A 13,015-nucleotide genomic window follows, 5' to 3' on the forward strand; every position below is an offset into this window, starting at 1 on the left:
ATCAGTCGTCGTCACGCGTAAACGGTACGAACCTGACCGGCATCACGTTGCTTGTACGAATGTCATCACCATCCTTTTGCACCAGCATCAAGTTTTGGGTCCGGAATGGGGAGCCGACCGGGATAATCATCCTGCCCCCGTTACGCAGTTGATCCACAAGCGGCGGCGGAATATGGTCGGCGGCGGCGGTAACCACAATGGCATCGAACGGCGCGTGCTCCTCCCATCCGTGGTATCCGTCGGCGATTTTGGTATGAACGTTATCATAACCGGCTTTTTGCAGGTTGCCTTCTCCCCATCTTCCAAGCTCCTCGATGATTTCGATGGTATAGACGTTATCGGAGAATTCCGCCAGAACCGCCGCCTGGTACCCCGAACCGGTTCCGATCTCCAGAACTTTCATGTCGGGCCAGGGCTGGATCAGCTCGGTCATCAGTGCCACAATATAGGGTTGTGAGATGGTCTGGCCATGGCCGATGGGCTGGGGGCTGTCCTGATAAGCGCGCCTTTCCTGACCCGCAGGAACAAACAGATGTCTGGGTACGCCGCGCATGGCATCCAGGGTCAGCGGATGCTCAATACCTCTGGCGGCAATTTGTCTTTCGACCATGCGTTCGCGCTGCTCGCTGTAACGGTCGTTGTCCGACATCCCATGGGAACCTTTTGCCATTCCGGAGACGAGAACGGCCATCCAGACCATAAAGACCGTCACCAAGGCAAGGTTTTGACGAGCGACTCCCGGCTGCGTATGGCATGAACTCCGGTGACCTCCGGACAGTGCATCCGGATTGTTTCGCACACTGCCGCCGTGTGAAATCACACCTTTGTCCACAAAGGCACATTCAGGCCGTTGCCGCACACATTGGCTGTTATCAACTCTGGTTGTCCGATCGGGAGACAAAACGGTACTCATAGCAATATCGGGTTTCATTTTCGTTCCTTGTGGATCCGGCACGCCGAAGCCGGCTGCCGGTGAAACCAGTCAACCGGCCATTCAGGGTTGCGATCTTTACACCCGCCGGGCCGCACGTTTCATGGGTAACGGCTACATCCAGCGATTCTGATTTGCGGATTCACGAATTCAGCCACCAGATGGCGGCATTAAGAACGGACGCATAGCTGACCCAGAGGATGTAGGGAATCATCAGATATCCGGCCAGCGGACGTATCCGGTAGAACAACCGGGTTGTGAGCACAATCAGCATCAGCAGAATCAGGATTTCGATCAGGGCGGCACCCGGCATCTGCCACTGGAAAAATAAAAACGACCAAAGCATGTTCAACACCAATTGCGCACCATAAACACCGAGGGCCGCAAAACGGGACGGAGTATTGCCGAGCATCATGCTTTCGTAGGATGTGCCCTGTGTCCAGTAGCTCCGGTCGCCTTGTTTCGGGGTGATGTAAACCAGCCAGGCAGCCACAGCCATCAGCAGATACAGAGTGGGCCATACCACGGGGAATACCCAGTCCGGCGGGGTAAAGCCCGGCTTTTCGATGGTTCGATACCAGGTTTCGATATGCGGTCGCGTGGCCAGCGAACCGATCAGACCGGCGGCCTGAGCCAGGATGATACTTGTAATCAACGCCAGAAAACGGTGCAGTCTGCTCATGTGTCCGATATTCGTTCTTCCGGAAACATACTAATCAATTTTCCCCTCATTGACTACCCGTTGCTGCGGTTTTTCCTGTTATGGCAACATCTGACTTCTTACATTCCCTGCTTTCGTTGCTACGATTGCCAGAACATGACCATGAAGAGGTGATATCAAATGGCCGGATCCATGAACAAGGTGACAGGCCGGCCATCCATTTCAAAACGATACCCAATATGACCTTCGCCGAGCTGATACTCGCTTTTAATGCATCCCTCGACCTGGACTCCTCTCTGCTGCCCGATGGGATAGCCGTGATGAACCCGTTTCGCGGTGAATACGCCGAAACCATACGGGATGTCACCAGCCGGTTTTATCACAAATATTATTCGGACACCAGCCCGCGCCATCTGATTCTGGGAATAAATCCGGGCCGGTTCGGAGCGGGTGTTACCGGAGTGCCGTTTACCGACACCAAGCGGATGCGCGATGTCTGCGGCATCGACATGGCCATAGACCCGACTCACGAGCCCTCCTCGGTATTCGTTTATGAGGTGGTGAAGGCCTTCGGCGGACCGGCTTCCTTCTACTCCAGATTCTACATCAATTCCGTGTGCCCTCTCGGCTTTACGCGTCGCAACGACAAGGGAAACGAAGTAAATTACAACTTCTACGACGACCGGCACCTCCAAAAAGCCGTAACTCCCTTCATCATGGATTGCATTGAAAAGCAGATCGGATTCGGGGCGGCAACCGACCGCTGCTTCTGCATGGGGCGCGGCAAAAACTTCACCTTCCTGAATGCTTTGAACAAAAAAACAGGATGGTTTGATGAAGTGGTTCCGCTGGACCATCCCCGCTTCGTGGTACAATACCGCTCAAAAAGGATGGCGGAATATGTGACTTCCTACACCGAAGCGTTGTCCCGAGCCGGTGAATCACCTGCCCGGGATAACTAACCTGTTTCCGGCTTCAGCTCCTAAAGCAGCATGGAGGCCGGATCTTCCAGAAGTTTGCGAACCGTATTGAGGAACTCGGCGGCTTTGGCTCCGTCCACAACGCGATGGTCGCTGGAAAGTGTGACCTTCATACGCTTGCCCGGGACCACCTGTCCGTCTTCGACCACCGGCACATCCCGGATGGCGCCTACGGCGAGGATCGCTGCGTTGGGCGGATTGATGATGGCCGTAAACTCCTCGATGCCGAACATGCCCAGGTTGCTGATAGTGAACGTACTGCCTTCCCAATCCTGGGGCTGCAGTTTTTTGTCACGCGCCCGGGCGGCAAAATCCTTGGTTTCGATGGATATGTCACGCAGCCCTTTTTGATCGGTGTGACGAATTACCGGAGTAAGCAGCCCCTCGTCCACGGCAACGGCAATCGCAATATTGACATCGCCGTTGAGTCGAACCACATCCCCTTTCCAGGAAGCGTTCAGCCACGGATGGCGCCGCAAGGCCACCGCACACGCCTTGACTACCAGATCGTTGAAACTGATCTTTACGTCGCTTATCTCATTCAGCGAAGCCCGGACAGCCATCGCCTTCTTCATGTCGATATCGATGGTCTCATAGAAATGCGGACTGGTGAACTTGCTTTCCGCCAATCGCTTGGCAATGGTCTTGCGCATCTGTGAGACTTTGAGGTCTTCGTCCTCGCGCATGCTTGTGCCCGATACCGAAGGTTTGGGCGCTTCCGCCTTCTCTTCCTTTGCATCCGATTTTTCGGGTTTCGCATCGGCGGCGTCTTTCTTTTCGGCCGCAGCCGGCGCAGCTTCACCCTTGTAGTTTTCGATGTCGGCCTTGATGACGCGCCCCTGCGGACCGCTGCCTTCTACCTTGCTCAGATCAATGCCCTTCTCCTCGGCCATCTTTTTTGCAAGCGGGGAAGCCTTCACGCGACCGCCGTCATCCGATTTCTGATCGGCACCCTTCTCATCGGCTTCCTCCGACGTGTCCTCAGACGACTCCTCTTCTTCCGACTCGTCCTTATCCTCCGATGGTTTCTTTTCCTCCTTCTTGTCGCCATCGCTCTCTTTTGCGGAAGCTCCGTCGCCTTCCAGGTCGGAGATATCCTCACCCTCTTCACCGAGAATAACCAGTTTGGCTCCCAGCGGTGCGGAGTCACCTTCTTCGACCAGGATTTTCAATACCGTACCGGGATCAAAAGCTTCCAGATCCATGGTCGCCTTGTCGGTCTCCACTTCGGCAACGATGTCGCCGGCTTCCACCTTGTCGCCTTCTTTGATATTCCACTTCGCGATGGTCCCCTCTTCCATGGTATCGCTCAGTTTGGGCATGTCAATTATTGTAGCCATAAGACTTCCTGTGTCAGATTGTAGAAATATTAGTTTCGGTAGGTGACGGTGTTGACCGCGTCAATTACATTTTTGGGAGACGGCAGCCATGCGTCAAAAAGTTTTTTGGAAAACGGGGCGGGCACATCGGGGATAGTCACCCTTTGAACGGGGGCATCCAGATAATCAAACGCCTCGCGCTGGATCTGGAATCCGACTTCGGCCGCTACCCCGGCGAACGGATGCGATTCGTTCACCACCACGCAACGGTTGGTTTTCTTCACCGATTTGATAACGGTTTCCATATCAAATGGTTTGATCGTCCGGGGATTGATAAGCTCCACTTCGACACCGTCTTTGGAGAGTTCTTCGGCGGCCTGTTTGGCGACGTGGTACAACTTCCCGTCGGCCACGATGGTCACATCCGAGCCTTCCCGCTTGACTTCCGCTTTCCCGATCGGCAGCAGGTACTCCTCGTCCGGCACCTCCTGCTTCATACCGTACATTTGCTCCGATTCCAGAAAAATGACCGGGTTGTCGTCCCGGATCGCCGCTTTCAGCAGACCTTTGGCATCGTAGGGATCAGACGGGTGGATGGTGATCAGGCCGGGAAAATGGCCGTAAAGACTTTCGTAGGCAACCGAGTGGGTGGCGGCCAGCTGACCTGCCGAACCGTTCGGCCCACGGAATACTATGGGGATTTTGACCTGTCCGCCGCTCATGTGGCGTATTTTGGCCGCGTTATTGATGAGCTGGTCCATACCAACCACCGCGAAGTTAAACGTCATAAACTCCACGATCGGCCGCAAACCGTTCATAGCCGCGCCGACGCCCAGCCCGGAAAAACCAAGTTCCGAAATGGGAGTGTCGATGACACGCTTTTCGCCGAACCGGTCGAGCAGCCCCTGGGTAGCCTTGTAGGCTCCGTTATATTCGGCAACCTCTTCGCCCATGATAAAGACATTCTCGTCGCGCTCCATCTCTTCGGCTATGGCATCGCGGATTACTTCTCTGAATTGTTTCTGCGCCATGATTACGTTCTTACTGAATTTCTGTTAGTGTCTGATTGAAAGGAAGGATGCGGTCAGGTCAGGTCAGGTACGGGAAATCATCATTCGCGTAGACATCCTTGTAAAGCTCTTCTTCATCCGGGAAGGGGCTGTTGTCAGCGAATTCAATGGACTCAAGCACCACCTTCTCCACTCTTTCGTCAATGGCAGCGATCTCTTTTTCGCCGGCCACTTTTTTACTAAAGATGTAGGTTTTGAGCCGTTCAATGGGATCGATTTTCTTGTACTCCTCGAGTTCATCCTTGGTGCGGTAGTTGGCGGGATCGCTCATGGAGTGACCGCGATAGCGGTATGTGACCACTTCCAGGAAATAGGGCTCGTTGGTTTTGCGAACTTCTTCCGCCACTTCGCTCATTTTTTCGATGATGCTGAACACATCCATCCCGTTCACACGTCCGTTCTTCATACCGTAGGCGAGCGCGCGCTCATGGAGGTTTCCTGCACTGTGACGCTGAACCGCGGTGCCCATGGAATAGCCGTTGTTTTCCACCACGTATATTACCGGCAGCTTCCAGAGCTGTGCCAGGTTGAAGCTCTCGTTGAGAGAACCCTGGTCAACCGCGCCATCCCCGAAATAACAGACGGCGATCCGCCCGTTTTCCTTGTACTTGTTGGCAAATGCGAGGCCCGCTCCGAGCGGCAGGTGCGCGCCGACAATGGCGTGACCTCCCCAGAAATGCTTCTCGGGTTTGAAAAAGTGCATCGAACCGCCTTTGCCCTTGCTGCAGCCGTCTTTCTTGCCGAACAGTTCTGCCATGCATTCGTTAGCACTGACATCCCTGGCCAGGGCCATGCCATGATCGCGGTAGGCGGTGATCATGTCGTCGTCATCCTGCAAGGCGTAAACGGACCCGGTGGATACGGCTTCCTGTCCAATATACAGGTGCAAAAAGCCTCCGAATTTGCCTTTCTGGTACATCTGCATCGAGCGTTCCTCGAACCGGCGCTGCAGCTGCATGGATTCGTAAAGTTCCAGAAGTTCATCTTCTGAAATGTTCAGGCCCTTGTGTGTTTTTTGTGTTGCTTTGGGAAGATCGGTGGCCTTGATAATGGAGGCCGTTTTACTTGTGATATTATCTTTCTTCTTGTTGGACATTTATACTCCGAACGTTTTTTACATATCGTTTAAAAACAAAATCATGCCGAGCCGTATCCCACCCAGCTTTTAACAGATACCATCCTCGCCCCGGCATCCGGCCTCAGCTTTTAAAATGCGGCTGCCAATATACAGAAATCTGACGAGATTTGTCAGTGTAAACACTACAGCTCCCTATTTCATTCTGCTGTAGCGGTTTTTTTCAGACAGAATAGAAAGGCCGGACAATTGGGCGAAGCGATGTGCATCCATCCCGCTTCACAACTCCCCGGAAAGCATGAATGGGTCAGGAGAGCAGTGATTTCGCCTGGTCAAAAACTTCGGGTAGTTTCTCCGGCTGCTTGCCTCCGGCCGTAGCCAGATTCGGCTGACCGCCTCCGCCTCCGCCCACGGTTTTTGCCAGCGTGCCGACCAGGGCTCCGGCCTTGATTCCGTCGGCGACAAGATCTTCGGTGACCGCCGCCATCAGGTACACCTTCCCTTTTTCCGTATCTCTTGCTCCCAGAATAATCACCGTATTCTCTCCGGTTTTCTGCAGCGCGTCATACCCCATCTGCTTGAGCGCGCCCATATCCGCTCCTTCCATCTCGCCGGCCACCAGGCGAATACCTTTGCCTGTGGTCACCGGATTTCCAATCAGACGATCGAGCGTGAGTCCGGCCTGAAGCTGACTCAGCTTCCGAAGCTCTTTCTCAAGCTGCTTCTTTTCATCGAGCAGTTTTGCAATTTCTTCATCCGGCCGGCCGGCACTGCTGCCCAGAAGCTGCCGGACTTTAAGCAGCACCTGTTTCTCCCGGCGCAGGTACTCGTCGGCGACGGATCCGCCAACCGCCTCAATCCTGCGAATTCCCGCGGCCACCGAACTCTCGGACACCAGGCGCAGGTATCCGATTTCACCCGTTGCGTTCACATGGGTCCCACCGCACAACTCCTTTGAGTAATCCGGGTCGAAGGTCACAATCCTGACCCGTTCTCCGTATTTTTCACCAAACAGCATGGTGGCTCCGCTCTTCTTTGCTTCCTCAACCGGCACATCGCGCTTTTCCTCCATGGGTATGTTCCGGCGGATGTTCTCGTTGACCAGCTCTTCGATCTCGTTCAGGGCATCCGGCGACACCGGCTCATAATGCGAAAAGTCGAATCGAAGGCGGTCGGGTGCCACCAGCGACCCTTTCTGGGCCACATGCCCACCGAGCACCTTGCGCAAGGCGGCGTGCAGCAGGTGCGTAGCGCTGTGATGCCGTTCAATTTCGGTCCGTCTTTGCGAATCGACAGCCGCCTTCCAGGCGCCATCGGTATTGTCGGGCTTCCGTTCCAGCAGATGGACCCGGTGTCCGTCGATATCTGTGACATCCACAACCCGGATGGTTTCGCCGGAGTCGTCACACACCAGCGTTCCGGTGTCGGAGACCTGACCGCCGCTTTCGGCGTAAAACGGAGTGCGATCAAGGATCACCGCCGGCTTGCCGTTCAGTTCCTGAAGTTCCAGTATCCTGCAGGAGCTCTCCCGTTCATCATATCCTGTAAACCGAGATCCGTCCTCAGCCGGGGTCCGGAAAAGGCCGGTGGCCGATGACTCATCCGCATCGTCACCCTGCTTGAACCTGCCGGCTTTGCGGGCGCGATCCTTCTGCTCGTTCATCAACACCTGGAACCGGTCAAGGTCCACTGAAATACCGCGCTCCCGGGCCATGAGCTCGGTCAGATCCACCGGAAACCCATAGGTGTCATGAAGCTTGAACGCATCTTCGCCGGAGAGCTGCTCCTTGCCATCGGTCATTTGGTGGAAATAGGCGATCCCCTGGTCGAGGGTACGCAAAAATGACGTTTCCTCCGCTGTTATGACCTTCTTGACATGCGTGCTTTTCTCAACGATTTCCGGAAATACTTCACGGAACTGCGCTACAAGCACATCCACCAGATCGCTCATAAACGCTTCCCGGATCTCCAGGCGATCCCAGGCGTAGCGGCTGGCGCGACGCAGAATCCGCCGGATCACGTAGCCACGCTCCTCATTGCTGGGTGCTGCCCCATCGGTGATGGCGAAGCTGACAGCGCGAATATGGTCGGCAATCACCCGCATGGCGATATCGGTTTCATCGGACCGGCCATAGGGAATGCCCGCCCGCTTACTGATAGCTTCCAGAAGCGGGGTAAAGACGTCGGTGTCGTAATTGGATTTTTTTTCCTGGAGCACGGCAACAATACGTTCGAAACCCATACCGGTATCGACATGCCTGGCCGGCAGCGGCTGAAGCGCCCCGTCTTTTTGCCGGTTGAACTGGATAAAAACCAGGTTCCATATCTCCATCACGCGGGGATCATCCTGGTTGACCAGCGTCGCGCCGTCCACCTTCTTGCGCTCCTCATCGGGACGCAGGTCGATGTGCACCTCGGAACAGGGTCCGCAGGGCCCGGTATCACCCATTTCCCAGAAATTGTCCTTTTTACCGAATTTGAGGATATGGTCTTTGGGGATGGGGGTCTCGGACGCCCAGAATTCGGCGGCCTCATCGTCGGCCGGCAGTCCGTCGTCGGGATCACCCTCAAACACGGTGGCGTAAAGCCGGTCGGGTTCGAGTCCCCAGTGATCCACCAGCAGTTCCCAGGCCCAGGCGATCGCCTCTTTTTTAAAGTAATCGCCGAACGACCAGTTCCCCAGCATTTCGAACAGGGTGTGATGATAGGTGTCGTGCCCCACCTCTTCCAGGTCGTTGTGCTTGCCGCTGACCCGTATGCATTTCTGGGTGTTGGCCGTTCTGTGCCAAACCTTCCCGGAACGTTTCAATCCCTCCTCTTCCCCAAGGAAAATGGGTTTGAACGGATTCATGCCCGCATTGATGAACAGCAGGGTGGGATCATCTTCCGGCACAACCGGGGCGCTTTCAACAATCAAGTGCTCTTTTTCACGAAAAAAATCAAAAAACTCCTGACGGATCTGGTCGGATGAACGAACGGACATGTACTGTGGATTTTGGATAGAGATATGTGGCAGCGGGCTGCAAAGCCCGGTACCGTGATAGGAAACACAACAACGGAATTGCCGGCTTCTGTTCGGGCGGCATCCTCGGAGATGCGCCTGTAAGCCTGTAAGCCTGTAAGCCTGTAAGCCTGTAAGCCTGTAAGCCTGTAAGCCTGTAAGCCTCGAAAAATACAAAAAGATCAAAAAACATGCTTATCCCCGGAAATGGAATCGTATTCTTTACTTTGTATATTGTAAAGATGCATTTTGCCATTTAATGGGATGCCGAACTCTTGTTTTTCTTTATGCAACTCGGACTCCGCCTATCACAAAAACCTACTGTCACAAAATGAAACTGTCTCTATTTCCAATTCTCAGTATCGCACTGTGGATGTCGGCCTGTTCGCCCGAATCCGGCGAAACCATTACCGAACCCGAAGCCGCGCCACAAGCCCCTGAAGTTATGCTCAGTCAAGACAACCCCTTTTACGCTCCAAGCACCCTTCCCTTTGAAGCGCCCGATTTCGACGCCATTCGAACAGAGCACTACAAGCCGGCCATGGAAGTGGGCATGGCTCAGGAAATCCAGGAATACGAAGCCATAGCCAATAATCCGGAACCCCCAACCGTAGAAAACACCCTTGTGGCCATGCAGCGCACCGGCGAGCTGCTCACCCGCGTGCAAAGGGTGTTTTTCAACATGACATCCGCCCACACCAACGAACAGATTCAGGAGATTCAGGCGGAGATGGCCCCCAGGTTCTCCGAACACTCCGACAACATTCTGCTCAATCCGGCTCTTTTTGCCCGTGTCCAGACCCTGTATGACAGCCGGGACGAGCTGGATCTGGATCCCGCCACTGCCAAACTGCTCGATGACACCTACCGGAGTTTTGTCCGTGCGGGCGCCCTCCTGAACGAGGAGGAGCAGCAGCGTATCCGGGAGCTGAATTCCGAGATTTCCTCCCTGCAGACCAGCTTCCAGGAAAATCTGTTGGCTATGACCCGCGAACGGGCAGTGATCATCGAAGATGAAAGCAAACTGGAGGGGCTGAACAGCGGCCGCATTGCCGCTGCCAGAGAGGCCGCCGAAGAGCGCGGACATGAAGGCAAATACCTGCTCTCCATCACCAATACCACACGTGTGCCGCTGCTCACCAGCCTCAAAAACCGTGACGTACGCCAGCAGCTGTGGGAAGCCTCAGCCTATCGCGGTATAGGTCAGAACGACGGCATCGACACACGTCCCACCGTCCTTCGTCTGGTTGAACTCCGCGCCGAACGTGCGCAGCTGCTCGGCTATGCCAATTTCGCCGAGTTTGCCCTTGATCCCCAGACCGCCGGGCACCCCGACTATGTACTGGACATGCTCACCGATCTGATCCCCTCGGTCCGGGCCAATACCGAACGGGAAGCGGAAATGATCCGTGCCAGAATGCTGGAAGACGGCATCGATGACGAAGTGATGCCCTGGGACTGGGAGTACTACGCCGAGCGGGTTCGCGAAGCCGAGTACGATATCGATGATGAAGAGGTGCGCCCCTATTTTGAACTGAACCGGGTTTTGGAGGATGGCGTATTCTACACCATGAATCGCCTCTACGGAATCTCGTTTGAAGAGCGCGACGATCTACCGGTCTATCATCCCGACGTACGGGTGTTTGATGTGATCGATCACGACGGCGAGCAGCTGGGTCTGTTCTATGCCGACTATTTTGCACGTGACTCCAAACGCGGCGGCGCGTGGATGAGCTCGTTTGTAGGGCAGTCTCATCTGCTTGATCAGAAGCCTGTTATTGTCAATGTGCTCAACATCCCCAAGCCGGCCGAGGGTGAACCCGCCCTTATCAGCTTCGGCAATGCTACCACCCTGTTCCATGAAATGGGCCACGGGGTGCACGGACTCTTTTCCGACGTGAAGTATCCCTCCCAGGCGATGACCGCTGTGCCGCGTGATTTCGTTGAGTTCCCGTCCACGTTCGAGGAAGACTGGGCCATCCACCCCGAGGTACTGGCCAACTACGCCGTCCACTACGAAACCGGCGAGCGCATCCCCCAGGACCTGCTCGACCGCGTCATCGCCGCGCGTGATTTCAACCAGGGATACGAGACCCAGGAATACCTGGCTGCGACGATGGTCGACATGGAGTGGCATCTGCTCGGGCCGGATGATGTGCCGGACGATGTGACCGCTTTTGAGCAGGCAGCGCTCGCCAAATACGACCTCGACTATGATCCGGTCCCCCCGCGTTATAAGTCACCCTATTTCGCGCACATTTTCACCGGAGGCTATTCTGCCAACTACTACGCCTATATCTGGAGCGAGGTGCTTGCTGCCGATGCGTTTGCCTTCATGCAGGAGCGCGGCGGTCTGACCCGCGAAAACGGCGATCATTACCGCGATCTTATTCTTTCGCGCGGCGGAAGCCTGGAAGCAATGGAGCTGTATCGTGAATTCCGCGGCGGAGAACCGGGGGTTGAGGCGCTTCTGAGGCGCCGCGGCCTGGAAGTCGCCAACTGATTTCGTTGCAAAGGCTGTTGTCATACAGCCGGTAGTTTTACCAGGCGGTCATCTTTTCGGATTCACTCCGAAGGTGACCGCCTTTTTTCTACCTGAAAACTGCGGTGTGCCTGCCGATGCGGTTTTCCGGCCGTTCCACTTTCCGGCCGCCCCCTCTTCCGGCCGTTCGTGATGGTGCCGCAGCGCCATAGGACGCCCTCATCCCATCATCCCGTCAGGCCGTTTCAGCCGGCCAGTACTTCCGTTCTGCGTATCCGGAGTTTGATGATCAGCAGAGTCAGCAGATAGGGAATGAGGGTGAGCATGATCAGATAGAACACTTCGCTCTGCAGATGCACCAGTTCGGCCCCCGCCAGAATCATCTTCCGGAATCCCTCTAAAAAATGGGTGGTCGGGATGAGATGGGCGACAAACTGCACCGAACCCGGCATCTGATACAACGGCCAGGTGAATCCACTGATCAGGAATGCCGGAGCGGCGATCACCATCAGTATTTCGGTGGCTTTGAGCTGCGACGGAATGGCCGCGCTCACCATGATTCCGATACTGCTCATCGCCATCACAAACAAAAACGAAAACAGATAGATGCCCCACAGATAGCCGTCGATCGGAATCTGGAACCAGTACATGAGTCCGTGCAGGTTGAACAGCCACATCAGCATGCCCATCAGCCAGTACGGGAAGGTTTTGGCGAGCAGAATCAGAAATGCCGAGCGGGTTTGGCCTACCAGTTCGGCAAATGTATTCTCCTCGTACTCCTGGCTGAACGAAATGGCGAGCACCAGCAGAAAGACCTGCTGCAATACCATCCCCAGAAGACCCGGGAGTAAAAAGATGAGATAGTTGTTGGAGGGGTTGAACCACATCTGTACGGTGGTCGCAAACGCGCCGTGCCGCTCTTCGGCCACCTGCGGGGGCACTCCCGCCTTTTTGATCGACTCTATCTGAATGCCCGCGTTCATGGTACCGAGCACCTGCTGAATGGAGCGACTGGTGTAGTTGGTGATGACCATATTCATGGCATTCATCGCCACATGCACCTCGGGGTTGCGGTTTTGCTGGATATCGGCTTCGAAGCGGTCGGGGATGGTGACAACGGCATAGTAATCGCCTTTGATAAAGCCGTCCCGAAGTTGAAGGTCATCGTGGAACACCCTCGCGACCCGGATGTTTTCGTTTTCATCCAACGCGTCAATAACGCGATCGGCCATAATGCCCCCGTCCATGTTGACCACGGCAATCGGTGTATCGTAAAGCTGGGCGTCCTTGTACAGCAGACCGAAAATGGGTCCGTATAACAGAGGCGCTCCAAGGAAAATGAGTAGTGCGACCGAGTTTTTTGAAAATCGGCGGAACTCACGCAGCACGATGTGGAAAAAGATTCTGACTTGGGACATGTGTCGATTGTTGATGTGTAAGCCTTCAGGTTCCTGCTCCGGGTTTGCATCTCCCATTTAGGCGGAAAAAGACACGGA

The 13,015-nt window shown here is 55.1% G+C and carries 9 protein-coding genes; 2 read left to right on the forward strand and 7 right to left on the reverse strand.

Annotated features, from left to right (window positions below):
- Position 1 precedes the first annotated feature (1 nt).
- The gene (locus QA596_07050; protein MDG5767215.1) at positions 2-913 is read right to left on the reverse strand and encodes a protein-L-isoaspartate(D-aspartate) O-methyltransferase; all 912 of its coding nucleotides are present in this window, start codon (positions 911-913) and stop codon (positions 2-4) included.
- A gap of 160 nt (positions 914-1,073) precedes the next feature.
- On the reverse strand, positions 1,074-1,613 hold the full coding sequence (locus QA596_07055; protein ID MDG5767216.1) for a tryptophan-rich sensory protein: 540 nt from the start codon (positions 1,611-1,613) through the stop codon (positions 1,074-1,076).
- A 116-nt stretch (positions 1,614-1,729) separates the two neighbouring features.
- Here QA596_07055 and QA596_07060 point away from each other — a divergent pair, with 116 nt between their 5' ends.
- Positions 1,730-2,554, forward strand: coding sequence for a DUF4918 family protein (locus QA596_07060; GenBank protein ID MDG5767217.1), 825 nt, complete (start codon positions 1,730-1,732; stop codon positions 2,552-2,554).
- 20 nt (positions 2,555-2,574) lie between these two features.
- Here the strand turns inward: QA596_07060 and QA596_07065 are convergent, their stop codons facing one another.
- The 4 genes from QA596_07065 to alaS all read right to left on the reverse strand — a co-directional run bounded on the left by QA596_07065 (position 2,575) and on the right by alaS (position 9,019).
- Positions 2,575-3,912 carry a pyruvate dehydrogenase complex dihydrolipoamide acetyltransferase gene (locus tag QA596_07065; GenBank protein ID MDG5767218.1) on the reverse strand — a complete coding sequence of 446 codons (1,338 nt, stop codon included), beginning with the start codon at positions 3,910-3,912 and terminating at the stop codon, positions 2,575-2,577.
- 29 nt (positions 3,913-3,941) lie between these two features.
- Positions 3,942-4,922: a pyruvate dehydrogenase complex E1 component subunit beta gene (locus QA596_07070; protein ID MDG5767219.1), complete on the reverse strand. Its 981-nt coding sequence runs from the start codon at positions 4,920-4,922 to the stop codon at positions 3,942-3,944.
- 58 nt (positions 4,923-4,980) lie between these two features.
- Positions 4,981-6,057: a pyruvate dehydrogenase (acetyl-transferring) E1 component subunit alpha gene (pdhA, locus tag QA596_07075; protein ID MDG5767220.1), complete on the reverse strand. Its 1,077-nt coding sequence runs from the start codon at positions 6,055-6,057 to the stop codon at positions 4,981-4,983.
- 286 nt (positions 6,058-6,343) lie between these two features.
- Entirely contained in the window at positions 6,344-9,019 is a 2,676-nt protein-coding gene (gene alaS, locus QA596_07080; protein MDG5767221.1) for an alanine--tRNA ligase, read from the reverse strand.
- 349 nt (positions 9,020-9,368) lie between these two features.
- Between alaS and QA596_07085 the strand changes: the two genes are divergently transcribed.
- The gene (locus tag QA596_07085; GenBank protein MDG5767222.1) at positions 9,369-11,540 is read left to right on the forward strand and encodes a M3 family metallopeptidase; all 2,172 of its coding nucleotides are present in this window, start codon (positions 9,369-9,371) and stop codon (positions 11,538-11,540) included.
- A gap of 224 nt (positions 11,541-11,764) precedes the next feature.
- Here QA596_07085 and QA596_07090 read toward each other — a convergent pair whose 3' ends face one another.
- Positions 11,765-12,937, reverse strand: a complete 1,173-nt coding sequence (locus QA596_07090) for an ABC transporter permease (GenBank protein ID MDG5767223.1) — start codon at positions 12,935-12,937, stop codon at positions 11,765-11,767.
- Between the last annotated feature and the right edge of the window lie 78 nt (positions 12,938-13,015).

It is taken from the genome of Balneolales bacterium ANBcel1 (assembly GCA_029688905.1).
GTDB lineage: Bacteria > Bacteroidota > Rhodothermia > Balneolales > Natronogracilivirgulaceae > SLLW01.